At 64.0% G+C, this 23,590-nt stretch carries 22 protein-coding genes and 1 other RNA gene; 16 read left to right on the top strand and 7 right to left on the bottom strand.

What is annotated here, in order from left to right; genetic code table 11:
• Positions 1 to 36: 36 nt before the first annotated feature.
• From J2W36_RS02110 to J2W36_RS02100, 3 genes are all read right to left on the bottom strand, one after another.
• Positions 37 to 843, bottom strand: a complete 807-nt coding sequence (locus J2W36_RS02110) for a polysaccharide deacetylase family protein (protein WP_370869238.1) — start codon at positions 841 to 843, stop codon at positions 37 to 39.
• Complete coding sequence (locus J2W36_RS02105; protein ID WP_370869237.1) at positions 830 to 1,834, bottom strand: YncE family protein; 1,005 nt, start codon at positions 1,832 to 1,834, stop codon at positions 830 to 832. Before J2W36_RS02105 ends, J2W36_RS02110 begins: the two co-directional genes overlap by 14 nt.
• A 75-nt stretch (positions 1,835 to 1,909) precedes the next feature.
• The gene (locus J2W36_RS02100) at positions 1,910 to 2,650 is read right to left on the bottom strand and encodes a pseudouridine synthase (RefSeq protein ID WP_307688001.1); all 741 of its coding nucleotides are present in this window, start codon (positions 2,648 to 2,650) and stop codon (positions 1,910 to 1,912) included.
• A gap of 147 nt (positions 2,651 to 2,797) precedes the next feature.
• On the opposite strand from J2W36_RS02100, the gene J2W36_RS02095 reads away from it, so the two are divergent.
• Complete coding sequence (locus J2W36_RS02095; RefSeq protein ID WP_307688000.1) at positions 2,798 to 3,058, top strand: hypothetical protein; 261 nt, start codon at positions 2,798 to 2,800, stop codon at positions 3,056 to 3,058.
• Positions 3,059 to 3,606: 548 nt separating this feature from the next.
• Here the strand turns inward: J2W36_RS02095 and ssrA are convergent.
• From ssrA to ompA, 4 genes are all read right to left on the bottom strand, one after another.
• Positions 3,607 to 3,993, bottom strand: a transfer-messenger RNA (tmRNA) gene (gene ssrA / locus J2W36_RS02090).
• Between the two features lie 12 nt (positions 3,994 to 4,005).
• The gene (locus J2W36_RS02085) at positions 4,006 to 4,677 is read right to left on the bottom strand and encodes an HAD family hydrolase (protein WP_307687999.1); all 672 of its coding nucleotides are present in this window, start codon (positions 4,675 to 4,677) and stop codon (positions 4,006 to 4,008) included.
• Positions 4,674 to 5,384 carry a bifunctional 2-polyprenyl-6-hydroxyphenol methylase/3-demethylubiquinol 3-O-methyltransferase UbiG gene (gene ubiG, locus J2W36_RS02080; protein WP_307687998.1) on the bottom strand — a complete coding sequence of 237 codons (711 nt, stop codon included), beginning with the start codon at positions 5,382 to 5,384 and terminating at the stop codon, positions 4,674 to 4,676. The genes J2W36_RS02085 and ubiG overlap by 4 nt, the downstream gene beginning before the upstream one ends.
• Positions 5,385 to 5,505: 121 nt before the next feature.
• The gene (ompA, locus tag J2W36_RS02075; RefSeq protein WP_307687997.1) at positions 5,506 to 6,165 is read right to left on the bottom strand and encodes an outer membrane protein OmpA; all 660 of its coding nucleotides are present in this window, start codon (positions 6,163 to 6,165) and stop codon (positions 5,506 to 5,508) included.
• Between the two features lie 224 nt (positions 6,166 to 6,389).
• On the opposite strand from ompA, the gene gyrA reads away from it, so the two are divergent.
• From gyrA to J2W36_RS02000, 15 genes are all read left to right on the top strand, one after another.
• A complete protein-coding gene (gene gyrA / locus J2W36_RS02070; RefSeq protein WP_307687996.1) occupies positions 6,390 to 9,029 on the top strand; it encodes a DNA gyrase subunit A in 2,640 nt (879 codons plus the stop codon).
• Positions 9,026 to 9,613 carry a DUF2059 domain-containing protein gene (locus tag J2W36_RS02065; RefSeq protein WP_307687995.1) on the top strand — a complete coding sequence of 196 codons (588 nt, stop codon included), beginning with the start codon at positions 9,026 to 9,028 and terminating at the stop codon, positions 9,611 to 9,613. Before gyrA ends, J2W36_RS02065 begins: the two co-directional genes overlap by 4 nt.
• A complete protein-coding gene (gene serC, locus J2W36_RS02060) occupies positions 9,613 to 10,734 on the top strand; it encodes a 3-phosphoserine/phosphohydroxythreonine transaminase (protein WP_307687994.1) in 1,122 nt (373 codons plus the stop codon). The genes J2W36_RS02065 and serC overlap by 1 nt, the downstream gene beginning before the upstream one ends.
• Before the next feature lie 15 nt (positions 10,735 to 10,749).
• Entirely contained in the window at positions 10,750 to 11,874 is a 1,125-nt protein-coding gene (gene pheA / locus J2W36_RS02055) for a prephenate dehydratase (protein ID WP_307687993.1), read from the top strand.
• Positions 11,875 to 11,878: 4 nt separating this feature from the next.
• A complete protein-coding gene (locus J2W36_RS02050; RefSeq protein WP_307687992.1) occupies positions 11,879 to 12,781 on the top strand; it encodes a prephenate dehydrogenase in 903 nt (300 codons plus the stop codon).
• 3 nt (positions 12,782 to 12,784) lie between these two features.
• The gene (locus J2W36_RS02045) at positions 12,785 to 14,800 is read left to right on the top strand and encodes a bifunctional 3-phosphoshikimate 1-carboxyvinyltransferase/cytidylate kinase (protein ID WP_307687991.1); all 2,016 of its coding nucleotides are present in this window, start codon (positions 12,785 to 12,787) and stop codon (positions 14,798 to 14,800) included.
• A gap of 159 nt (positions 14,801 to 14,959) precedes the next feature.
• Positions 14,960 to 16,645, top strand: coding sequence for a 30S ribosomal protein S1 (rpsA, locus tag J2W36_RS02040; protein ID WP_307687990.1), 1,686 nt, complete (start codon positions 14,960 to 14,962; stop codon positions 16,643 to 16,645).
• Between the two features lie 155 nt (positions 16,646 to 16,800).
• Positions 16,801 to 17,118: an integration host factor subunit beta gene (locus tag J2W36_RS02035; protein WP_307687989.1), complete on the top strand. Its 318-nt coding sequence runs from the start codon at positions 16,801 to 16,803 to the stop codon at positions 17,116 to 17,118.
• Between the two features lie 40 nt (positions 17,119 to 17,158).
• Complete coding sequence (locus J2W36_RS02030; protein ID WP_307687988.1) at positions 17,159 to 17,476, top strand: LapA family protein; 318 nt, start codon at positions 17,159 to 17,161, stop codon at positions 17,474 to 17,476.
• Positions 17,466 to 18,650 carry a lipopolysaccharide assembly protein LapB gene (gene lapB / locus J2W36_RS02025; RefSeq protein WP_307687987.1) on the top strand — a complete coding sequence of 395 codons (1,185 nt, stop codon included), beginning with the start codon at positions 17,466 to 17,468 and terminating at the stop codon, positions 18,648 to 18,650. The genes J2W36_RS02030 and lapB overlap by 11 nt, the downstream gene beginning before the upstream one ends.
• Before the next feature lie 128 nt (positions 18,651 to 18,778).
• Positions 18,779 to 19,105 (top strand): ComEA family DNA-binding protein, encoded by a 327-nt coding sequence (locus J2W36_RS02020; protein WP_307687986.1) that lies wholly within the window; start codon positions 18,779 to 18,781, stop codon positions 19,103 to 19,105.
• A gap of 190 nt (positions 19,106 to 19,295) precedes the next feature.
• Entirely contained in the window at positions 19,296 to 20,264 is a 969-nt protein-coding gene (locus tag J2W36_RS02015) for a TRAP transporter substrate-binding protein (RefSeq protein WP_307687985.1), read from the top strand.
• A gap of 3 nt (positions 20,265 to 20,267) precedes the next feature.
• On the top strand, positions 20,268 to 20,801 hold the full coding sequence (locus J2W36_RS02010) for a TRAP transporter small permease (RefSeq protein ID WP_307687984.1): 534 nt from the start codon (positions 20,268 to 20,270) through the stop codon (positions 20,799 to 20,801).
• A 9-nt stretch (positions 20,802 to 20,810) separates the two neighbouring features.
• Entirely contained in the window at positions 20,811 to 22,124 is a 1,314-nt protein-coding gene (locus J2W36_RS02005) for a TRAP transporter large permease (RefSeq protein ID WP_307687983.1), read from the top strand.
• 129 nt (positions 22,125 to 22,253) lie between these two features.
• Positions 22,254 to 23,474 (top strand): alpha/beta hydrolase, encoded by a 1,221-nt coding sequence (locus J2W36_RS02000; protein WP_307687982.1) that lies wholly within the window; start codon positions 22,254 to 22,256, stop codon positions 23,472 to 23,474.
• Positions 23,475 to 23,590 lie beyond the last annotated feature (116 nt).

Here is a 23,590-nt window from a genome sequence, read left to right as displayed (position 1 = left end):
CGATGCGCGTCTTTCCTGCAGGTCGAAATCAAAGAATCAGGGATGCGTGGCGATCCAGTCCCGGTAGGCGGGATGCTGGCGCAAGGTCTCGAAACAGAAGCCCTTGGCCTTCAGCCCGACAATGAGCGGCTCCAGGTCGGCCGGTGCCCACGGGTCCTTGCGCGACCAGATGCCCAGATGCGCCAGCAGCACGTCGCCCGGCCGAATGCGGTCGAGCGCCTGCCGCAACAGCTTCTCGTTGCTGAACGTTTCGCTGGGCAATTCGTCGCCGAGGAAGCCGGCGGGCGACCAGCCTGCATGCGCATAGCCGCAGGCCCTGGCCGCGGCGAGCAGCTTGGGCGAGGTCTTGCCACCCGGCGCTCGGAACAGCGGCAACGGCTTCTTGCCGGTCATCTGTGCCAGCCGGTCGCGGGCCTTGTCGATGTTCGCGCAGTATTGCGCGGCAGTCCAGGTCAGCTTCTGACCGTTCTGCGCGCCGGCCGAGGGCTGTACCCGGAAGCCATCCTTGTCGTCTGCGCGCCAGTAGACATGGTCGTAGGTGTGCGACGCGAACTCATTGCCCTCGGCCGCGCGCGCTTTCCACCAGGGCGCCCAGTGGTCGTCCAGGCTGTTGCCTTCGGTCTGCGTGCGCTCGGCCGCCGCAAAGAAGGTCACGCGCACGTTCTGACGATGCAGCACCTCGGCCACCAGCGGCGCGATGCCCATGTGGCCCGTGTCGAGCGTCAGATAGACGGGCTTCTGGCAGGCGCTCTGAGCGAGCGCACTGCCTGCAAGGGCAAGTACCAGCGCCCCGAGCATCAGCCGGCTCTGCCAGCGACGTCCCGCGCACTCAACGGTTGGCATGGTCGAGCGTCCAGACGCCGTGCGGCGAACGCCCGACGTTGACCTGGCGGGTCACGGTGTGGCTCGCCAGATCGACCACGCTGAGCTTCTTGGCCCAGCGCGAGGTGACATAGAGCGTCTTTCCGTCGGCCGACACATCCATGCAGTCGGGGCCGCCGGGCACCGGGTAGTTGTCGGTCACCTTGAGCGACTGCAGGTCGATACGGCTGATGCTGTTGGCCACACGATTACTCACGAAGACACTGCGCCCGTCGCCGGCGGCGCGAAACGCATGGGCGCCCTTGCCCGTCGGGATCTGGCCGATCAGCTTCGGCTGCGCGCCAGCCACGTCGAACACCTGCACGCCATCGCCGCCAGTGAGCCCGACGAGCAAAGTGCGGTCGTTGTGCACGCCGAAGATGTCCGCAGGCATGGGGCCGGTGGGCATGCGCCAGCGGATGGTTTGCGTGCGCAGGTCGACCGCAATGAGCTCGTCACTGTCCTGCATGGTCACGTAAGCCACCGTGCTGGTCGCGTCGATCCAGATGTGGCTGGGCGTCTTGCCGGTGGCGATGCGCTTGGCCAGCTTCAGGTCCTTGCCGTCCCAACTGTAGATATCGACGTGGTTCAGGCGGTTGGCCGCCGTCACGAACCACTTCATGTCTCGCGAAAACTGCAGTTGGTACGGGTCGATGATGCCGTACACGACGCGCTGCACTTCAGCCGTGCGGGGATTGAGGAAGGTGAGTGAATCGCCCGCCGAGTTCGCAACGATGACCGATTTCTCGTCGGGCGTCATGTAGATGTGATGAGGCTCCTTGCCGGTCGGAATCCGTTGCTTTTCCGTCCATGTCACGGGATCGATCACGCTGACTGTCGCGTCCAGCGAATTGAGCACGAAAAGCGGTGGGCGCTCGGCGGCCGAAACGGCCAGGGAACACAGACCCGACAGGGCGAGCAACAGTGCCGCGAAGCGGCTGGGCGATGAAGCAGTAAGGCGCAAGGGAATCATTCGGTGACAGCGGATTTGACTTTAACGCCCAACACTTGCGATTGGCTGACCTGCATGCCCCCCACGTCCTGTCGTTCAGGTGTGTTTTTTGGCCGTTTTCAGCGCATCGACCTGCTCGCTGGTCAACCAGCGCCACTGGCCAGGCGCGAGGTCGGCGGGCAGCACCAGGTCGCCGATCCGGGATCGATCCAACCCTTCGACCCGGTTGCCCACCGCTGCCAGCATGCGTTTGACCTGGTGGTACTTGCCTTCGGTAAGCGTCAGCCGCAAGTGCAGCGGCGCCACCGCCTCGCAGGCCGCCGCACGCACGGGCTTGGGATCGTCGTCGAGCACCACACCCCCCAGCAGCCGCGCAACCTGCGCATCGTCGATGGGATGCTTGGTCGTGACCTCATAGACCTTGGGCACATGGTGCTTGGGCGACCCCATCCGGTGAATGAATTGCCCGTCGTCCGTGAGCAGCAGCAGCCCGGTGGTGTCCTGATCGAGCCGTCCGATGGCCTGCACGCCTTGCACGGCACCCTTGTTGGGACGCAAGCGCAACGGCGAAGGCAGCAGCGTGTAGATGCTCGGGTAAGTCGATGGCTTCTGTGAGCATTCGGTGCCCGCAGGCTTGTGCAGCATCAGATAGGCTTTTTCATGGTATTCCCAGGCGGTGCCCTGCACGGTGTAAGGCAATCCCTCCACGGCATCCACATCGGCGGACGGGTCGGTGACGATTTGGCCATCGACCGTCACCAGGCCTTGCTGGACGAGACCGAAGCACACGCGACGCGTGCCAAAGCCTTGGGTGTAGAGAAGTTCCTGGAGTTGCATGACGGAAGCCGAGCCTTGGGACCCGGCAGCTGAAGAAGGGAAAAAGTAAGGCGCCATGGGGGCCGACACGGACCAAGTCTGCGCGTAGGGCCTGCAGGCGCAGACTATAGCCGCGCAAGCGACCGCAAACACCGTGAAAATACCAGCATGAGCAGCATCTACGATCAGGTCATCGCGGCCATCCAGCAGCATTGGCGCGCGCACGACAACAAGTATCCGCAAAAGATCGTGCTGGCCAGCGCCCAGCACCACAGCCTGATGGACATCCGTCGCATCGGTCGAACGGCGCTGGCCGCTACCGGAGAGATCGAGGCCGATCGTTTCATGGGGACGGCACTGGAAATCGACGACACGTCGCCAGGGATCGTGGTGTCGATCGATGGCGTGCGTACTGCGCTTGCGGGTTGAGCAGACAGCCGACCTGTTGCTCCCTGCGTGCATGCAGCACCCAACTCGCGGTCCTTACCCGTCTTTCCACCGATGGCGGCGCTGCCAGAGGATGATCAGCATGAGCACCACGCCGCCCCCCTGCATCGCGGCGAGGATCAAAAGTATTGCTTTCATGGCCTGAGGCCCTGTTCGATTGAAAATTCGACCTACCGCAGCGTGCCGTTGCGCTGCTTTTGCACAGGCGCATGAGCGTGTCGCTCATGGCGGCGACGCTCATAAGGCACGGCCGACGCAGTCATGATGCACGCGCATCCAGTAGAAAAATTGGCAAAACCACAGACTCCGGCGGCGTATCGGTCGGCATCCTCAGAGTGGACTTACCCGGGCTCCCGGATGCCGTGCCTGCGCCCTCGACCGTCCGCCATCGCCATACAGTCGTGAATGCTTGCCGGCGTTGCCCAGATCAAGGCAAAAATGGAGCCGAAGAACGGGTGAAACGAAGGACGTTTCCGGCCGGAATGAAAAAGGCCAAGTCATTGATTTACAACGACTTAGCCTTTTATGAATGGTGGAGCTGGGGGGATTTGAACCCCCGTCCGCAAGCCATCTTCGCGCAGTTCTACATGTTTAGCGGTCTGATTTGAGTCTCACTTCCGGAGTCGCGCAGCCGCACGCTAAACCGGACGCCAGTACCCTATTTTCTCGTTCCAACCCAAGGTACCCGGGTCGAAACCAGCCCATGTAATTATCTTTGCAGCCGGGAGGCTTCAGATTGCTCTGTCACCCCCTTGCCCAGCCCATCGGCCTGCTGTTGCAAAGCTCACCGGCAATTAAGCGGCGAGTGCGAAACGTTCGTCGTTTGCAGTTAGTTTGTTTGAATCTGTTTTACGAGCGCATTCAGCTCGACATGCCCCGCTGCGATTCCGAACCCACGTCGAAACCAGTGCAGCCCCAAGACTGCTATTTTAGGCTGTATTCAGCCATTGCAAGAGCTCCAGTGGCGATGCGATCGAAGTATCGGCTTCCCAGCGCGTGGCGTCGCCCTGCGCGCCCATGTAGCCGTAGGTCGCGGCCACCGTACGCATGCCTGCGGCGCGGCCAGCCACGATGTCACGTTCGTCGTCGCCCACGTACACGCAGCGCTCGGGCGCAATGCCCAGCCGGCGAGCCGCCTCGAAGAGCGGCTCAGGATGGGGCTTGGCGTGTGGCGTGGTATCACCACTTACCACCGCGCCCGCTGTCGCGAACAGCGGCATCGACTGCGTGAGCGGGTCAGTGAAGCGCATGGACTTGTTCGTGACCACACCCCACTGCAAACCACGCGCACCCAGCGTTTCGAGCAATCGACTCACCCCGTCGAACACGAAGGTATTGAGCAGCATCCGCGCCTCGTAGTTCACGAAGAACTCCTCGCGCATTTCCGGATAACCGGGCGATTCGGGCGTCATGCCGAAGGCGATGCCCAACATGCCGCGCGCGCCGGCACCGGCCATGTGGCGATAGCTCTCGATCGGCAGCGATGGCAGACCACGATCGACCCGCATCTTGTCGGCGGCAGCACCCAGGTCGGGAGCACTGTCGATCAGTGTGCCGTCCAGATCGAACAGCACGGCTTCAATCGTCGGACGCGCTTTCACAAAGGCTTCCTTGTGGCGAACATGTAGTTCACACTGGTGTTCGCGCTCAGCCAGTAGCGCCGCGTCAGCGGGTTGTATTCCATGCCTCGGGTCTGCTGCAGGTCGAGGGCGGCGGCCCGGCAGTGGGCAGCCAGTTCGCTCGGCCTGATCATCTTCTGGTACTCGTGGGTGCCACGGGGCAGCAGTCCCAACACGTATTCCGCGCCCACGATCGCAAACAAAAAGGACTTCGGACTGCGGTTGATGGTCGAAAAGAACACCCATCCGCCCGGTTTCACCAAATCCGCACAAGCCTTGACCACCGACGCTGGCTGCGGTACGTGTTCCAGCATTTCCATGCAGGTGACCACGTCGAAACTGGCGGGCTGCTCGGCAGCGAGCGCCTCGACGCTCACTTCGCGGTATTTCACGCCGCGCGTGCCGGCTTCGAGCGCATGGAGTTGCGCCACCTTGAGCGCCTTGTCGGCCAGGTCGATCCCCAGCACATCGGCACCCTTGCGTGCCATCGAATCTGCCAGGATGCCACCGCCGCAGCCGACGTCCAACACACGCCGGCCGGATATGGGCGCCAAACCATCGATCCAGTCGAGGCGCAGCGGATTGATTTCATGGAGTGGGCGAAATTCGCTCTCCATGTCCCACCAGCGATGAGCAAGTTCCGAAAATTTGGCGAGTTCAGCCGGGTCGGCATTCACAGTGTCATTCATGGCGCCATTATGGAACGCCAGGCACGAACTGCCATGCCAGCCGAAAGCTACAAACGCAAAAGCCGCAGGTATAAAAAAACCCCGCCGAAGCGGGGTTTTCTTGATCGAGGATTCCTGGGAATCAACGGTTGGCGCGGGTGCCGACCACTTCGATTTCCACGCGACGGTTCTTGGCGCGGCCTTCCTTGGTGCGGTTATCAGCCACTGGCTGCTTCTCGCCCTTGCCTTCGGTGTACACGCGGTTGCGTTCGATGCCCTTCGAGACCAGATAGGCCTTGACAGCTTCAGCGCGGCGAACCGACAGACGCTGGTTGTAGGCATCGGTACCGATCGAGTCGGTGTGGCCCACGGCAATGATGACTTCCAGGTTGACGTCACGGATCTTGGAGACCAGATCGTCCAGCTTGGCGCGGCCTTCGGGCTTCAGAACCGACTTGTCGAAGTCGAAGAACGCGTCAGCAGCGAAGGTGACCTTCGAAGCTGCGGGAGGAGCCGGCGGTGCAGGCGGCGGAGCGACAGGAGCAGCAGGCGTTGCAGCAACAGGCGCTGCAGCGCGAACCAGAGCGCCATCGCAACCGGCGGCTGCGGTAGCAGGCGTCCAGTTGGCATCGCGCCAGCACAGTTCGTTGGTGCCATTCTTCCAGACGAGTTCGCCGGTGCCATTTTGCCAGTTGTCGATGACGGGACCGCCATTTGCTGCGGTGACACGGGTCTGCGCGCCGGCGGCAGTGGCGAGCGCAGCGACTGCAAACATCATCGCCACTTTATTCAGTTTCTTCATGGTTCTCCTCTTGGGGAAAAAGCCGCAGCCGCGCTGCGAATCAAGGACGCTTTAAGTGACCACCACCCAAAACGTTGAGGTGATTGTGCCATAGGGTCTTTGGCAAACAGGCTTGCAGGCCGGCGCTAAACGTAGGACGGAGGCGGAATACCCGGTGAGTGTTGCTGCGGTACGACACCGCGGACGGCGTAAAATTTCGCCTCCTTGCTGTCTGTCTGCCGCCCATGACCTCCTTCGCCAAAGAAACCCTGCCCATCAGTCTTGAAGAGGAAATGCGCCGGAGCTACCTCGACTACGCCATGAGCGTGATCGTAGGCCGCGCGCTCCCCGACGCCCGCGACGGCCTCAAGCCCGTTCATCGGCGCGTGCTGTACGGCATGCACGAGCAGAACAACGACTGGAACCGTCCATTCCGCAAGAGCGCGCGCATCGTCGGCGACGTCATGGGTAAGTATCACCCGCACGGTGACAGCGCGATCTACGACACCATCGTCCGGATGGCACAGCCCTTTTCGCTGCGGCACATGCTGGTCGATGGCCAGGGCAACTTCGGTTCGGTGGACGGTGACAACGCGGCGGCCATGCGCTATACCGAAATCCGGCTGACCAAGATCGCTCACGAGCTGCTCGCCGATATCGACAAGGAAACAGTCGACTTCGGGCCCAACTACGACGGCTCCGAGCAGGAACCGCTGGTGCTGCCGGCACGCTTTCCGAACCTGCTCGTCAATGGTTCGACAGGCATTGCCGTGGGCATGGCCACCAACGTGCCGCCCCACAACCTCAACGAGGTGGTGGATGCCTGCCTGCATCTGCTGCAACACCCGGACGCGTCCATCGAAGAACTGATGGAGATCGTCCCGGCGCCCGACTTCCCCACGGGCGGCATCATCTACGGCATCAACGGCATCAAGGATGGCTACCGCACCGGTCGCGGCAGGGTCGTGATGCGCGCCAAGTGCCACTTCGAGGACATCGACCGCGGCCAGCGCCAAGCCATCATCGTCGACGAACTGCCGTATCAGGTCAACAAGAAGACGCTGCAGGAGCGCATGGCCGAGCTGGTGCACGAGAAAAAGATCGAGGGCATCAGCCACATCCAGGACGAGTCCGACAAGTCGGGCATGCGCCTGGTGATCGAGCTCAAGCGCGGGGAAGTGCCCGAGGTGGTACTCAACAACCTGTACAAGCAGACGCAGCTGCAGGACACCTTCGGCATCAACATCGTCGCGCTGGTCGATGGCCAGCCCAAGCTGTGCAGCCTGAAGGATCTGCTCGAGGTCTTCCTCACGCACCGTCGCGAAGTGGTCACGCGCCGCACCGTATTCACGCTACGCAAGGCGCGCGAGCGCGGCCACGTGCTCGAAGGCCTGGCCGTGGCGCTGGCCAACATCGATGAATTCATCGCGATCATCCGCAACGCACCCACGCCACCCGTGGCCAAGGCCGAGCTGATGACCCGCAGTTGGGACAGCAAGCTCGTGCGCGAGATGCTCACACGCACGCGTGCCGACGGCGGCGTGATCAATGCCGACGATTACCGTCCCGACAGCCTGGGCCGCGAGTTCGGCATGGGCGACAACGGCCTCTACCGCCTGTCGGACACGCAGGCCCAGGAAATCCTGCAGATGCGCCTGCAGCGCCTGACCGGCCTGGAGCAGGACAAGATCGTCGCCGAGTACAAGGAAGTCATGGCCGAGATCGACGATCTGCTCGACATCCTGGCCAAGCCTGAACGTGTGTCGGTGATCATCGGCGACGAGCTGACCACCATCAAGACCGAGTTCGGCCAAACCAAGCTGGGCGCGCGCCGCAGCCAGGTCGAACACAGCGCCTTCGACCTGTCGACCGAAGACCTCATCACGCCGACCGACATGGTCGTGACGCTGTCGCACAGTGGCTACATCAAGAGCCAACCGCTGGGCGAATACCGCGCGCAGAAGCGCGGCGGACGCGGCAAGCAGGCCACGGCGACGAAGGAAGACGACTGGATCGACCAGCTCTTCATCGCCAATACGCACGACTACATCCTGTGTTTTTCCAACCGGGGCCGGCTGTACTGGCTCAAGGTGTGGGAGGTCCCGGCCGGCTCGCGCGGTTCGCGCGGACGGCCGATCGTCAACATGTTCCCGCTGCAGGAAGGCGAAAAGATCAACGTGGTACTCGCGTTGACCGGAGAAAAGCGCACGTTCCCCGCCGACCAGTATGTGTTCATGGCCACCTCGATGGGCACCGTCAAGAAAACGGCGCTCGACGAATTCAACAATCCGCGCAAGGGCGGCATCATCGCAGTCAACCTCGATGAGGGCGACTACCTCATCGGCGCGGCCCTCACCGATGGCAAGCACGACGTGATGCTGTTCAGCGACGGCGGCAAAGCCGTGCGCTTCGACGAAGACGATGTGCGGCCGCTGGGCCGCAACGCGCGCGGCGTGCGTGGCATGTCCCTGGAGGCCGGCCAGGGCGTGATCGCCATGCTGGTCGCCGAGGACGAAGCACAGAGCGTGCTGACAGCCACGGCCAACGGTTACGGAAAACGCACAAGCATTACCGAATACACGCGTCATGGCCGCGGAACCAAAGGCATGATTGCGATTCAACAGAGTGAGCGCAACGGCAAGGTGGTGGCTGCGACCCTCGTGCACGCCGACGACGAGATCATGCTCATCACCGACAAGGGTGTTCTCGTACGCACCCGCGTTGCCGAAATCCGGGAACTCGGGCGCGCGACGCAGGGCGTCACGCTCATCGGTCTGGACGAAGGCGCAAAGCTCAGCGGGCTGCAGCGCATCGTCGAGAACGATGCCATTGCCGACACCGACCCCGACAACACATCTACACCCTCAACGGAGAACCCTCAGTGAAGAAAATCAAACTCGCGCTTCTGACAGCGGCACTGGCCACCAGTTCCTTCGCCATGGCGCAGGACAAGTCCGCGCTGGTCAAGCAGTTCATCGATCTGCAACGCCCCGGCATCGAAGCGCTCGCACGCGGTCTGGTCGAACAGTCCAGCGCGCCCATCGCGCAGGCTGGCTCGCAGTACCTGCAGACGCAGGTGCCTGCCGACAAGCGTGAAGCCGCCGCCAAGGCAGCCGACGTCGAACTCAAGAAGTATTTCGACGAAACGTACCCGATCGTGCGCGATCGGGCGGTGCAACTGGCCCCCACGGCCATCGGCCCGCTCATGGAACAGACCTTCACTGAAGACGAACTGCGCCAGCTGCTGGCATGGATCAGCTCGCCCCTGAGCAAGAAGTACCAGGACCTCAACCCCAAGATGCAGGCAGCGCTCACCGAGAAGCTGGTGACCGACACCCGCTCGACGGTTGAACCGAAGATGCGCACGCTCGACACGGCCGTGGCCAAGGCACTGGGTGCGCCCACCGAAGCGCCAGCAGCGCAGGCACCGGCCGCCAAGACGCCGGCCAAGGCACCCGCGAAGAAGTGATGACGCAGCCTGCGGGCATTCGGCCCTACAACTTCTCCGCCGGCCCTGCGGCCATGCCCGAGGCCGTGCTGCAGCGCGCGGCCGCCGACATGCTCGACTGGAACGGCAGCGGCATGGGTGTGATGGAAATGAGCCATCGCGGCAAGGAGTTCGGCGCCATCGCCACGCAGGCGGAAGCCGACCTGCGGCACCTGCTCGCAGTGCCGGCCAATTTCCACATCCTGTTCATGCAGGGTGGCGGCCTGGCGGAAAACGCCATCGTGCCGATGAACCTGTCGCGCGGCGCGGTCGCCGACTTCGTGGTCAGCGGCAGCTGGAGCGCCAAGTCGCAGAAGGAAGCCCTGCGCTACTGCGACGCGCGCGTGATCGCCAGCAATGCTGCCGACCACTTCACCCGCCTGCCCGACGCGGCGGGCTGGAAGCTGTCTGCCGATGCGGCCTACGTGCACATCTGCAGCAACGAAACCATCCACGGCCTGGAGTACCACACGCTGCCAGACCTGGCTGCGCTTGGCAGCAAGGCCCCCCTGGTGATCGACTTTTCGTCGCACGTGGCCTCGCGCAGCGTCGACTGGCAACGCGTGGGCCTGGCCTTCGGCGGGGCGCAGAAGAACCTGGGGCCGGCCGGCCTCACGATCGTGATCGTGCGGGACGACCTGCTGGGCCACGCACTGGAAATATGCCCCAGCGCGTTCAACTACAAGACCGTGGCCGACAACCAGTCGATGTTCAACACGCCACCGACCTGGGGCATCTACGTGGCCGGCCTGACCTTCCAGTGGCTGCGCCAGCAGCGCGAAGGCGATCTGACCGGCGTTGCCGCGATGGAGCATCGCAACATCGCCAAGGCGGATTTCCTGTACGGCTACATCGACGCCTCCGACTTCTACGAAAACCGCATCAGCACCGAGTGCCGTTCACGCATGAACGTGCCGTTTTTCCTGAAGGACGAGAGCCGCAACGACGCCTTTCTGGCGGGCGCACGGGCAGCTGGCCTGCTGCAACTCAAGGGCCACAAGTCCGTGGGCGGCATGCGCGCGAGCATCTACAACGCCATGCCGATGGCAGGCGTGCAGGCATTGGTGTCCTACATGCGAGAATTCGAGAAGTCGCATGCATAGATGCGCGACAGACCGATGACCGCCTCTGCACCACCTCCCTCACCCTCCTCCGAATCGCCCTCGCACAGCCTGTCCGATCTGCGTGTGCAGATCGACTCGCTGGACCAGCGCCTGCTCGACCTCCTGAACCAGCGCGCGCGTGTCGCCGAGCAGGTGGGCGAGGTCAAGAAGCGCGAGGGCACGCCCTTCTTTCGTCCCGACCGCGTCGCACAGGTCATCGACAAGATCCAGCACGCCAATGCAGGTCCGCTCAAGGACCTGCACGTGGCGGCCATCTGGCGCGAGATCATGTCTGCCTGCCTGGCACTCGAATCGCCGCAGCGCGTGGCAGTGCTCGGCCCCGAGGGCACGTTCTGCGAACAGGCGGCCGTCGAATACTTCGGCGGTGCGGCCGACCTCATCTACTGCGCCAGCTTCGACGAAGTGTTCCATGCCACGGCGGCAGGCAGCGCCCAGTACGGCGTGGTGGGCGTGGAGAACTCGACCGAAGGTGTGGTCACGCGCTCGCTCGACCTCTTCCTGCACTCGCCCACCCATGTGGTCGGCGAGGTCAGCCTGCTGGTGCGCCACCACCTCATGCGCCGGAGCAACACGCTCGAAGGCGTCGAGGCGGTGCTCGCCCATCCGCAGGCGTTGGCGCAGTGCCAGACCTGGCTGTCCAAGCACCTGCCCCACGCCGAGCGCCGCGCGGTCTCCAGCAACGCCGAGGGCGCCCGCCTGGCTGCCGAGAACCCGGCCTGGGCGGCGCTCGCCGGCGAACGCGCGGCCACGCGCTTCGGCCTGCACATCATTGCGCATGCGGTCCAGGACGACTCCTACAACCGCACCCGCTTCGCCGTGATCTGCCTGCCGCAGACGCTGGCCATGCCGCCGGCCTCGGGCCGCGACTGCACCAGCCTCGTGGTGTCGGTGCCCAACCAGCCCGGCGCGGTGCATGACCTGCTGGTGCCGCTGAAGAAGAACAATGTGTCGATGACGCGCTTCGAGTCGCGCCCGGCCCGTACCGGCCAGTGGGAGTACTACTTCTACATCGACCTGGACGGCCATCCCTCGCAACCGAATGTGGCCGCGGCACTGGCCGAACTGCGTACGTTGTGCGCTTTCTACAAAGTCCTGGGCGCCTACCCCGTCACGGCCTGAGCGCATGTTCGAACAGCTCGGCTTGATCGGCTGCGGCCTGATGGGCGGATCCTTCGCCCTCGCGCTGCGACGCGCAGGGCTGGTCCGGCAGATCGTCGGCTACAGCCATTCCCCCGCCTCCACCGAGCGCGCCCGGCAACTGGGCGTGATCGACGTGGCTGCACACTCGGCCCAGGAGGCCGCCCACGGTGCCGACCTGGTGCTGGTGGCAGTGCCCGTGGCCGCGTCGCTCTCCACCTTCCAGGCCATCCGCCCGGCCCTGGGAGCCGGTGCGCTGGTGATGGACGTGGGCTCCACCAAGTGCGACGTGATCGAGGCCGCCCGGCACGGCCTGGCCGAACGCCTGGGCAACTTCGTTCCCGCCCATCCCATCGCTGGCAAGGAATGCGCGGGGGTCGACCATGCCGACCCCCACCTGTACACGGGCCGCCAGGTGATCCTCACCCCCCTGCCTGAGACCCGGCTGGCGCAGACGCAGCGTGCAAACGCTGTCTGGTCGGCGCTGGGCGCGCATGTGCGCAGCATGACGCCCGAGTCGCACGACAGCGCCCTGGCCGCAGTCAGCCACCTGCCACACCTGCTGGCCTTTGCCTTCACCAACGGCCTGACCGCTCAGGCCAACAGCGCACATTTCTTCGAACTGGCCGGTCCCGGCTTTCGCGACTTTTCCCGTATCGCCGCCGCCGAGCCCACGCTCTGGCGCGACGTGCTATTGGCCAACCGCACCCAAGTCCAACTTCAGCTCGACGCCTTCCGCGGCGCCCTTGCCGACCTCGAAGCGCTGATGCAGGCCGGTGACGCCACCGGCCTCGGGCAAGCCATCGCGGCCGCCAGCGCAACCCGCTCCCAATGGACGATGGGTACCGGGCCCGTTGTCGATGCCACCTCCGCTTCCACGCCCGCCTGACCCATGTTCTCCACGCCTTTCCTTGACATTCCGGCACTCGCGAGCGCCACGGGCACCGTCCAGCTGCCGGGCTCCAAGAGCATTTCGAACCGTGTTCTGCTGCTCGCCGCGCTGGCCGGCGGCACGACCACGGTGCACGACCTGCTCGACTCCGACGACACCCGCGTCATGATCGACGCCTTGCGCGCACTGGGCTGCGGCGTCGAGCGGCTGTCGGCCGACAGCCTGCGCATCGAGGGACTCGACGGCACGCTCAAGCAGCCCACCGCCGATCTGTTTCTCGGCAATGCCGGAACCGCCATGCGTCCGCTCACGGCAGCGCTCGCGCTGCTGGGCGGCGATTTCGAACTGAGCGGCGTGCCGCGCATGCACGAACGCCCGATCGGCGACCTGGTCGATGCACTCACGCAACTCGGTTGCCGCATCGACTACCTGGGCAACCCCGGCTTTCCGCCCTTGCGCATTCATCCGAGCGATATCGCGACCCTGTCGCTCGATGCGCCGATCCGCGTGCGCGGCGACGTCTCCAGCCAGTTCCTGACCGCCCTGCTGCTGGCACTGCCGCTGGCTGCGGGCGCATCCGGCAAGGCCGTCGTGATCGACGTGGTCGGCGAGCTGATCTCCAAGCCCTACATCGAGATCACGCTCAACCTGCTCGCGCGCTTTGGCATCGCAGTGCAGCGCGACGGCTGGGAACGCTTCACCATTCACGCGGGTTGCCGCTACCGCTCGCCCGGCGAAATCCACGTCGAGGCCGACGCCTCGTCGGCGAGCTACTTCATCGCCCTGGGCGCGCTGGCGGCCGGTGCGCCGGGCCAGGCCCTGCGTATCGAAGGCGTCGGCGCCGGCTCGATCCAGGGCGACATCCGATTCGTCGAAGCCGCCCGCCAGATGGGCGCTCGCGTCGACAGCGGCGCCAACTGGCTGCAGGTGTCGCGCGACGCCTGGCCGCTGCGGGCGATCGACCTCGATGCCAATCACATTCCCGATGCGGCCATGACACTGGCGGTGATGGCGCTTTTCGCCGACGGCCCGAGCACGCTGCGCAACATCGCAAGCTGGCGCGTGAAGGAAACCGACCGCATCGACGCCATGGCCCACGAATTGCGCAAGCTGGGCGCCACGGTGGAGACCAGCCCCGACTCGATCTGCGTGCATCCGCTGGCCCCGGCCGGCTGGCGGGCCGCCGCCATCCACACCTACGACGACCACCGGATTGCGATGTGCTTTTCGCTGGCGGCCTTCAATCCGGCCGGCTTGCCGGTGCGCATCCTCGACCCGAAATGCGTTGCCAAGACCTTCCCTGACTACTTCGAAACGCTGTTCTCCGTGGTGGAGGCACCGCACATCCCGGTGATCTGCATCGACGGCCCGACCGCGTCGGGCAAGGGCACGCTGGCAGTCGAGGTGGCGCACGAGCTGGGCTACCACTACCTCGACTCGGGCTCGCTCTACCGGGTGACCGGCATGGCCATGCGACGCCAGGGCCTCACGCCCGAGCCCGCGCATGAGGCACAGATCGCGGCCCTGGCTGAAGGCCTGCCGCTGCAGTTCGTCAAGGGCCGGGTGCTGCTCGATGGCGAGGACGTGAGCGACCTGATCCGCACTGAAGCCGCTGGCATGGACGCATCGCGCGTGTCGACGTTGCCGGCCGTGCGCAGGGCCCTGCTGGCGCTGCAAAAGCGCTTTCGGCAACTGCCGGGACTGGTGGCCGACGGCCGCGACATGGGCACGGTGATCTTCCCCGACGCCCCGCTCAAGGTGTTTTTGACGGCCAGCGCCGCACAGCGCGCGGAACGCCGGCATAAGCAGTTGATTTCAAAGGGGATTTCGACTACACTCGACAGTCTTCGCGCCGACTTGGAGGCACGCGACGCCCGGGACTCCTCCCGCAGCGTGGCGCCTCTCCTGCCGGCGCAGGATGCCCGTCGCCTGGACAACTCCGCGCTGTCGATCGAGCAATCGATCGACCAGGTGTTGAACTGGTGGCAGGACACACAGCCTTTCAAGCCCGCTTGATCGGCTTTTTCGGTCTGGCAGGTCCCCGCCGCGCGACAGCGCACCGGCCTGCTGGTTTTTTCAACTCCAACCCGGGCTCTTGCCCACAACCGCCGTCTCCAGACCCTACGCAGTCGCAATGGTGTGCCTGCAAACCCTGCATGACGGAAGGAAAAATCAATGTCTGAATCTTTTGCCGACCTGTTCGAAGAATCCCTGAAGCGCTCCGAAATGCGCAGCGGCGAGGTCATCACCGCTGAAGTCGTTCGTGTCGAACACAACCACGTCGTCGTGAACGCCGGCCTGAAGTCCGAAGCGTACGTGCCGATCGAGGAATTCAAGAACGACAAGGGTGAACTCGAAGTCCAGGCCGGCGATTTCGTTTCCGTGGCCATCGGCTCGGTCGAAAACGGCTACGGCGACACCATCCTCTCGCGCGACACCGCCAAGCGTCTGGCTTCGTGGCTCGCCCTGGAGAAGGCCCTGGAATCGGGCGACTTCGTCACCGGCACCACCAGCGGCAAGGTCAAGGGCGGCCTGACCGTCTTGGTCAACGGCATCCGTGCATTCCTGCCGGGTTCGCTGATCGACACGCGTCCGATCAAGGACCTGACCCCGTACGAAAACAAGACCCTGGAATTCAAGGTCATCAAGCTCGACCGCAAGCGCAACAACGTCGTGCTGTCGCGCCGTGCCGTGGTCGAAGCCAGCATGGGCGAAGAGCGCGCCAAGCTGATGGAAACCCTCAAGGAAGGCGCCGTTGTCCGTGGCGTGGTCAAGAACATCACCGAATACGGTGCGTTCGTGGACCTCGGCGGCATCGACGGCCTGCTGCACATCACCGACATGGCATGGCGCCGCGTCCGCCACCCGAGCGAAGTTGTTCAGGCAGGCCAGGAAATCACCGCCAAGATCCTCAAGTTCGACACCGAAAAGAACCGTGTCTCGCTGGGTCTCAAGCAAATGGGTGACGACCCGTGGATGGGCGTTTCGCGTCGCTACCCGCAATCGACCCGCCTGTTCGGCAAGGTCACGAACATTGCCGACTACGGCGCGTTCGTCGAACTCGAACCCGGCATCGAAGGCCTGGTGCACGTCTCCGAAATGGACTGGACCAACAAGAACATCGCACCGAACAAGATCGTTTCGCTCGGCGACGAAGTCGAAGTCATGGTCCTGGAAATCGACGAAGACAAGCGCCGCATCAGCCTGGGCATGAAGCAGTGCAAGGCCAACCCGTGGCAAGAGTTCGCGCAAAACACCAAGCGCGGCGACCGCGTCAAGGGCCCGATCAAGTCGATCACCGACTTCGGCGTGTTCGTGGGTCTGGCTGCCGGCATCGACGGACTGGTTCACCTGTCCGACCTCTCGTGGAACGAAACCGGCGAAGCTGCCGTTCGCAACTACAAGAAGGGCCAGGAAGTCGAAGCGCTCGTGTTGGCCGTCGATGTCGACCGCGAACGCATCAGCCTGGGCATCAAGCAGCTCGACAGCGATCCGTTCACGACGTTCACCACGGTGAACGACAAGGGCCAGATCGTCACCGGCAAGGTCAAGACGGTGGACGCACGCGGTGCTGAAATCGACCTGGGCGAAGACATCCTCGGCTACCTGCGCGCCAGCGAAATCTCGCGCGATCGCGTGGAAGATGCACGCAACGTGCTCAAGGAAGGCGACGAAGTCACGGCCGTGGTGCTCAACGTGGATCGCAAGACCCGCAACATCCAGCTGTCGATCAAGCAAAAGGACATGGTCGACGAACAAGGCGCCATGGCCAACCTGAGCCAGCAGTCGGCACGCGAAAATGCGGGCACGACCAGCCTGGGCGCCCTGCTGCGCGCCAAGCTGGACAACAACGACAAGTAATTGACTCGCCCCCAGGCTGCGGCGCACTTCGTGTCGCCTGCGCCTACCCCCTACCGGGGGCAACACCTGCGGCCGGGCGGAGCCCGTTCCGCGGTGTTGCCGGGATTGAGAAGGGCGCTGAATGGCGCCTTTTTTTATTTGCACTCTTTTTGCCTATGACCCGCTCTGATCTTGTCGAAGAACTTGCAGCCCGCTTCTCGCAACTGACGCACCGCGATGCCGAATACGCGGTCAAGACCATCCTGGACGCCATGAGCGATGCCATGGTGCGCGGGCATCGCATCGAGATCCGCGGCTTTGGCAGCTTCTCGGTCAACCGGCGCCCGCCGCGCATCGGGCGCAATCCGCGCTCAGGTGAAAGCGTGCAGATCCCGGAAAAGCGGGTGCCGCATTTCAAGCCAGGCAAAGCCCTGCGCGAGGCAGTCGACGCGCGCACGGCAGAGCTCGATGGCGCCAAGGTCGAAAAGGCATGACGCCTGCAAAAGTAGAATCCGCCTGCCTTAGGGGATGCGCATGAAATACCTCCTGTGGCTGCTCAAGGCAGCCATTTTTTTTACCCTCTTCGCTTTCGCGCTGAACAACCAGCACGACGCGACCGTCTACTTCTTCTTCGGAACGTATTGGCGTGCGCCGCTGGTGCTGGTCGTGCTCGCCGCATTCACCGGCGGCCTGGTGGTCGGCGCACTCGGTATGCTGCCGGGATGGTGGAAGCATCGCAGCGCCGCCACGCGCCCCGCCGCTGCGCGCGAAGTTGCGCCGCCCGGGCCGACGCCCGCGGCACCCGTCCCGCCCACCACCGACCTGCCTGCCGTTCGCCAACATGGACTTTGACTTCACCTGGCTGCTGCTGAGCCTGCCGATCGCCTTCGTGCTGGGCTGGCTGGCCTCACGCTTCGACCTGCGTCAGTTGCGCTTCGAGAACCGGCAGGCGCCCAAGGCCTACTTTCGTGGCCTCAACTTCTTGCTCAACGAGCAGCAGGATCAGGCCATCGATGCGTTCATCGAGGCAGTGCAGAACGATCCTGACACACAGGAACTGCACTTTGCGCTGGGCAACCTGTTTCGCCGCCGCGGCGAGTACCAACGCGCAGTGCGCGTGCATGAGCATTTGCTGAGCCGGGGCGACCTGAGCCGCGCCGACCGCGACCGCGCGCAACATGCACTGGCACAGGACTTCCTGCGTGCCGGTCTGCTCGACCGCGCAGAAGCCGCCCTGCAGAAACTCGAGGGCACCCACTACGAAAATGCGGCCCTGCTGTCGCTGCTGGCCATCTACGAACGTTCGCGGGAGTGGGTCCAAGCTGCTGCCGTAGCCCAAAAGCTCGACGCGACCGAGCAGGCGAGCTACACGGCGCGGCGCGCCCACCACCTGTGCGAACAGGCGGACGAACAGATCAGCGCCGGCAACGCAACCACTGCGAGCGCGATGCTGCAGCAGGCCGCAGCCCTCGCGCCCGACGCGCCGCGTCCAGCCATCGACATGGCGGCGCTGCAACTGCGCCGCGACGACGCGAATGCGGCCTTCGCTACGCTGCGCGCACTCAGCGAGCGAGCGCCGCTCGCACTGCCCCTGTACGCAGCGATGCTGCAGCAGGCCGCTGTGGCGGCGGGCCACGCCGGCGAGGCACTGGCGCTGCTGCAGCGGCGCTATGAGGAGTCCCCCTCCATCGACGTGCTGGAAGCGGTCATCGCGCTGGGCGGCGTGCCCCCGGCGTTGCCTGGCGCACTGCCATCGCCCGACGACGCACCCGTGCCGCGTGACGGCTACATTGCCCATCTCGCACATCAGCCCTCGCTGGTCGCCGCTTCGCGCTGGCTGGCTGGCGAACGCTTCGAGCACGAACAGTTCCACCCCCAGGTCCAGCGGGCACTCGACCAGGCCACGCGTCCGTTGATGCGCTACCGTTGCGCAGCCTGCGGCTTCGAGGCCCACCAGTACTTCTGGCATTGCCCAGGTTGCCAGGCCTGGGACAGCTATCCGCCACGCCGGGTCGAAGAACTCTGAGCAACCGTAACTTTTTCAACAGGGCGATTTTCGCAAAGAGGGATAAGCTTTCGATGCACGCCAGCCCGAGGCTGAGCATGCACATCCGATCTTTTATCCATCACCATAAGACTCAGGGAGAGTTGTTCATGTTGAAGAAATTTCTGGCCGCTTCGGTCATGCTGTTCGCTTTGGCGTCCTATGCCGCAGTCGACGCCAACAAGGCGACGGCCGCCGACCTCGACGGACTCAAGGGTGTCGGCCCATCGCTGTCCAAACGCATCCTCGATGCGCGCCAGCAAGGTGCGTTCAAGGACTGGCCCGACCTCATGCTCCGCGTCAAGGGCGTCAAGGAAAAGTCGGCCTCCAAGCTGTCCGCTGAAGGCATGACAGTGAACGGCGAGAGCTTCAGGGGTGGCAGCATGGCGCCTGCGGCCAAGGCTGCACCTGCAAAAGCAGCAGCCGCCAAGCCCTGAGCATCCGTATCGCCTGGCACCCCGCGCGGTGCCGGGTCGCGCGACTGAAAACCGCCTCACCAGGCGGTTTTTTTGTGCTGGGTCAGGTTGCATTCAGGGTATTCATGCTGGCTCAAGGGCGGGAGTGGCCCGATATTTGCAGGGAGAGACGCATCGTTGTTCTGCCCTTCACTTCCTGTTCGGAGCACCCATGAATCGCAAGTTTTGCATCGCCGTCGCCGGTCTCGCCTTCGGTGCGGCTTCCTTCGCTCAAACCCGCTGGGACCTGCCGACCGCCTATCCTGCGACCAACTACCACACCGAAAACATCACGCAGTTCGCCAAGGACGTGGATGCAGCGACGGGTGGCAAGGTCAAGATCACGGTGCACGCCAACGCGTCGCTGTTCAAGGCCCCGGAAATCAAACGCGCGGTGCAGAGCGGCCAGGCGCAGGCCGGTGAGATCCTGCTGGCGAACTTTGCCAATGAAAACCCGATCTACGCGCTGGACGGCGTGCCCTTCCTGGCCACCACCTACCCTGAAGCCAAAAAGCTTTACGGCGCATCCAAGCCCGCCATGGAAAAGCTGCTGGCCGCGCAAGGCATCAAGGTGCTGTTCATGGTGCCCTGGGCGCCGCAGGGCATCTACGTGAAGAAGGAAATCGGCTCGGTGGCCGACCTGCGCGGCGTCAAGTGGCGCGCCTACAGCCCGGCCACGGCAAAGATTGCCGAACTCATCGGTGCGCAGCCCGTGCAGATCCAGCAGGCCGAGCTGAGCGCCGCCATGGCCACGGGCGTGATCGAAAGCTACATGAGTTCCGGCTCCACCGGCTATGACACCAAGACCTACGAGAGCATCAAGAATTTCTACGACACCCAGGCCTGGATTCCGAAGAATGCGATCCTGGTGAATGCCAAATCTTTCGATGCGCTCGACGCGCCCACCAAGGCGGCCGTGCTCAAGGCGGCTGCCGACGCCGAGGCACGTGGCTGGAAGGTCGCCGAAGAAAAGAACGCCGAATACAAACGCCTGTTGGCCGAGCGCGGCATGAAGATCCACAAGCCCTCGCCCAAGCTGGACGCCGACATGCGCCAGGTCGGCGGCATCATGCAGGCCGACTGGCTCAAGGTTGCGGGTGCCGATGGCGCCGCGATCGTCGACGCCTACAAGAAGAACTGATCCATGCGCCGCTTTCTGGACCGCCTGTACGACGGTGCCGGCGCACTGGGCGCGTTCTGCGTATTCCTGATCTTCGTGCTGATGATCGTCGCGGGCGTCGGCCGACAGATGAACTGGCATGTGAGCGGGCTCAACGACGTGGTGGCCTGGCTGTGCGCAGCGGCTGCGTTCTTTGCCATGGCGCATGCGTTTCGCCATGGCGACTTCGTCCGCGTGACCCTGCTGCTGGACGCCGTCGGCCCTCGCCTGCGCCGTGCACTCGACGTCATCTGCCTGCTGATCGCCTCTGTGTCGGTGGCCTACCTCACCTACGCGGCCACCAGCTTCACCTGGGAGAGCTACGAGTTCGCGGAGATGGCCACGGGACTGGTGGTGATTCCGATCTGGATCCCGCAATCGACCTTCGTGCTGGGTTGCTGGCTGCTGCTGCTCGCCATGGTCGACGAACTGGTGGGCGTGGTGCGTGGCGAGAAACCCAGCTACCAGCGCGCCATCGAAGAGCGGCATGCCGCCGGCGACTTTTCCTCCGACGTCTGACAGCGCATCATGATCGAAACCCTCCTGATGGGCGCGCTGCTGCTCGTCATCATGCTGGTGCTGCTGGCCGGCGGCGTGTGGATCGCCATGACGCTGGCCATCGTCGGCTGGGTCGGCCAGGCCTTCTTCACCAGCACGCTGCCTGCCAAGAACCTGTTCTCTTCCTTCTGGGAGAGCAATGCGAGTTGGGAACTGGCGGCGCTGCCCCTGTTCATCTGGATGGGCGAGATCCTGTTCCGCACCAAGCTCAGCGAAGAGATGTTCGAAGGCCTGCGCCCGTGGCTCAACCGCGTGCCGGGCCGGCTGATGCACACCACCATCATCGGCTGCGGCGTGTTCGGTTCGGTGTCCGGCTCCTCGGCCGCGACCTGTGCCACGATCGCCAAGGTGGCGCTGCCCGAACTCAAGCGCCGCGGCTACGACGAGAAGCTGGCCATCGGCTCGCTCGCGACGGCCGGCACGCTGGGCATCCTGATCCCGCCATCGATCACCATGGTGGTCTACGCGGTCGCCGCCGATGCGTCGATCATCCGCATCTTCCTGGCCGGCTTCCTGCCCGGTCTGCTGCTGATGCTGCTGTTCTCGGGCTACATCGCCTGGTGGAGCTGGCGCAATCCGACCAAGGTACCACCCGCAGATCCACCGACCACCTTCATGGAGAAGATCCGCCTGTCAGGCAACCTGATCCCCTGCACGCTGCTGATCGTCTTCATCATCTGGGTGCTGGTCGCCGGCTGGGCGACCGCCACCGAGTGCGCGGCCTTCGGGGTGCTGGGTTCGCTGGCGATTGCCGCCTACGGCAGGAGCCTGACCTGGAAGAACTTCAAGGACGCGCTAATGGGTGCCACGCGCACCAGTTGCATGATCATGTTCATCCTGGCCGGAGCGGCCTTCCTCACCAAGACCATGGCTTTCACCGGCATTCCGCGCGAACTGGCCGAATGGGTCGACAGCATGCACCTGTCGCCCTATGCACTCATCGGCTCGCTGGTGATCGTCTACCTGGTGCTGGGTACGGCGCTCGACGGCATCTCGATGATCGTGCTGACCAGCGCGGTCGTGCTGCCGATGATCCAGAAGGCCGGCTTCGACCTGGTCTGGTTCGGCATCTTCATCGTGCTGCTGGTCGAGATCGCCGAGGTCACCCCACCGGTGGGTTTCAACCTCTTCGTGCTGCAGAACATGACCGGCAAGGACAGCAACGTGATCGCGAAAGCGGCCATCCCCTTCTTCATGTGCCTCGTGCTGTGCATCGGGCTGATCACGGTCTTTCCAAGCATCGTGACCATCGTTCCGAACCTGATGATGGGTTCCGAGCGCTAGCGCGAGGCCCGCTTCGCCTCGCCTCGACGCGGCTTCCAAATTGAGATACATTTCGAAACGCTCCGGTGTGGCAGCAGTCTTTGCGCGCCCGATCGCTTTGTTTTTGTGTATCCAAACTACGCCAAGAAAATGCTCAAATTCCTCAACGCGCTGCTCGTCGCCGGCGCAATGGCTACGGTGATCGCTGCGCCCGTGCACGCCCAAGACACAGCCGTGAAGACGATCGTCGGCGATACAAAATTCGAACTGGTCGCGCACTGGGACGTTGCCAAGCTCAATGCGATCCTCACGAGCGACACGCCCAAGTTCTCGGGCATCAACGTGCCCTACACGCCCGCGCGCACCGGCGTGAACCTCTACCGGATCACGTATTCGACCGTGGTACCCGAAAAGGGCAACAAGCCCACGCGCGCATCGGGCCTGCTGGCACTCCCCGACACCCAGGACACGACGCTGCCGTTGGTGTCCTACCAGCACGGCACCGTGTACGGTCGCCAGGAAGTCCCGTCGTTCGCTGAGCAGTCCCCGGAAACGCAATTGATGATTGCCCAGTTCGCCGGCCAGGGCTACGCGCTCATCGGTGCCGACTACTTCGGCCTGGGTGTCTCGACCGAGCCCGAGGGCTATCTTGTGAAGGCCAGCCAGCAGCAGGCCTGCTTTGACCTGCTGACCGCTTCCAAGGGCGTGCTGGCGAGCCTCGGCCGCAAGACCGACAAGCTGTACCTGGCCGGATGGTCACAGGGCGGATTCGTGACGATGGCGTTGCTCGAAAAGCTTGAAAAGACCGGCATTCCGGTGAATGGTGCGGCCACCGCGAGCGCGCCGCTTGATCTCGGCATCGCCATGAGCGGTTTCCTTAATTTCCCGCGGTCCTACGACGCCGTCTGGCTCAACAGCATCTTCATCCTGTCCGCCTTCTCGTATGAGAACTACTACGGCGTGCCCGGCCTGGCCCGGTCGGTGCTCAACGATGCCTACTACGATGTAGCCAAGAAGGCCTACGACCGCCCGGCAGGTCCGCCCGTCAACCCTGCCGACATCCCAACCGATCTGCACAAGCTGCTCAAGCCCGACTACTTCAACCCGCAGTATTTCGCCGACTCCGCCTTCGGCAAGCTGATCGCAGAGACGCAGTCGTACCGCTGGGTCATCAAATCGCCGGTCCGAAACTACTACGGTGACACGGACGAAGCCATCACCGTGGGCGTCGGCCGCCTCGCGCAGACCTACGCGCAGGCACTCGGCGCCGGCAACAAGGCCGTCGAAGCCATCTCCACCGGCCCGACCACGCACCGCGGCACCTTCGCCACCGCGGTACCGCAGTGGAAGTCCTGGTTCGACGGTCGCTGAACCCTCTGTCTTGAACACACGCCACATGGATGCGTCATGGCCCGGCGCTGATATGCGGTGCTGGCTGTGTGGGCGCGTTGATACGCCAAGGCACGGCGCCTCCTCGCCGACGCGTT

Source organism: Variovorax ginsengisoli, from assembly GCF_030811835.1.
Taxonomy (GTDB): domain Bacteria; phylum Pseudomonadota; class Gammaproteobacteria; order Burkholderiales; family Burkholderiaceae_C; genus Variovorax; species Variovorax ginsengisoli_C.
Note: the sequence above shows the minus strand (reverse complement) of the source record. Positions and strands in the feature narration are given on the sequence as shown.

Coding starts and splice junctions, on each gene's coding strand:
- J2W36_RS02110 (WP_370869238.1), bottom strand. CDS start 843: ATGCCAACCGTTGAGTGCGCGGGACGTCGCTGGCAGAGCCGGCTGATG.
- J2W36_RS02105 (WP_370869237.1), bottom strand. CDS start 1,834: ATGATTCCCTTGCGCCTTACTGCTTCATCGCCCAGCCGCTTCGCGGCA.
- J2W36_RS02100 (WP_307688001.1), bottom strand. CDS start 2,650: ATGCAACTCCAGGAACTTCTCTACACCCAAGGCTTTGGCACGCGTCGC.
- J2W36_RS02095 (WP_307688000.1), top strand. CDS start 2,798: ATGAGCAGCATCTACGATCAGGTCATCGCGGCCATCCAGCAGCATTGG.
- ubiG (WP_307687998.1), bottom strand. CDS start 5,384: ATGAATGACACTGTGAATGCCGACCCGGCTGAACTCGCCAAATTTTCG.
- ompA (WP_307687997.1), bottom strand. CDS start 6,165: ATGAAGAAACTGAATAAAGTGGCGATGATGTTTGCAGTCGCTGCGCTC.
- gyrA (WP_307687996.1), top strand. CDS start 6,390: ATGACCTCCTTCGCCAAAGAAACCCTGCCCATCAGTCTTGAAGAGGAA.
- serC (WP_307687994.1), top strand. CDS start 9,613: ATGACGCAGCCTGCGGGCATTCGGCCCTACAACTTCTCCGCCGGCCCT.
- pheA (WP_307687993.1), top strand. CDS start 10,750: ATGACCGCCTCTGCACCACCTCCCTCACCCTCCTCCGAATCGCCCTCG.
- J2W36_RS02050 (WP_307687992.1), top strand. CDS start 11,879: ATGTTCGAACAGCTCGGCTTGATCGGCTGCGGCCTGATGGGCGGATCC.
- J2W36_RS02045 (WP_307687991.1), top strand. CDS start 12,785: ATGTTCTCCACGCCTTTCCTTGACATTCCGGCACTCGCGAGCGCCACG.
- rpsA (WP_307687990.1), top strand. CDS start 14,960: ATGTCTGAATCTTTTGCCGACCTGTTCGAAGAATCCCTGAAGCGCTCC.
- J2W36_RS02035 (WP_307687989.1), top strand. CDS start 16,801: ATGACCCGCTCTGATCTTGTCGAAGAACTTGCAGCCCGCTTCTCGCAA.
- J2W36_RS02030 (WP_307687988.1), top strand. CDS start 17,159: ATGAAATACCTCCTGTGGCTGCTCAAGGCAGCCATTTTTTTTACCCTC.
- lapB (WP_307687987.1), top strand. CDS start 17,466: ATGGACTTTGACTTCACCTGGCTGCTGCTGAGCCTGCCGATCGCCTTC.
- J2W36_RS02020 (WP_307687986.1), top strand. CDS start 18,779: ATGTTGAAGAAATTTCTGGCCGCTTCGGTCATGCTGTTCGCTTTGGCG.
- J2W36_RS02015 (WP_307687985.1), top strand. CDS start 19,296: ATGAATCGCAAGTTTTGCATCGCCGTCGCCGGTCTCGCCTTCGGTGCG.
- J2W36_RS02010 (WP_307687984.1), top strand. CDS start 20,268: ATGCGCCGCTTTCTGGACCGCCTGTACGACGGTGCCGGCGCACTGGGC.
- J2W36_RS02005 (WP_307687983.1), top strand. CDS start 20,811: ATGATCGAAACCCTCCTGATGGGCGCGCTGCTGCTCGTCATCATGCTG.
- J2W36_RS02000 (WP_307687982.1), top strand. CDS start 22,254: ATGCTCAAATTCCTCAACGCGCTGCTCGTCGCCGGCGCAATGGCTACG.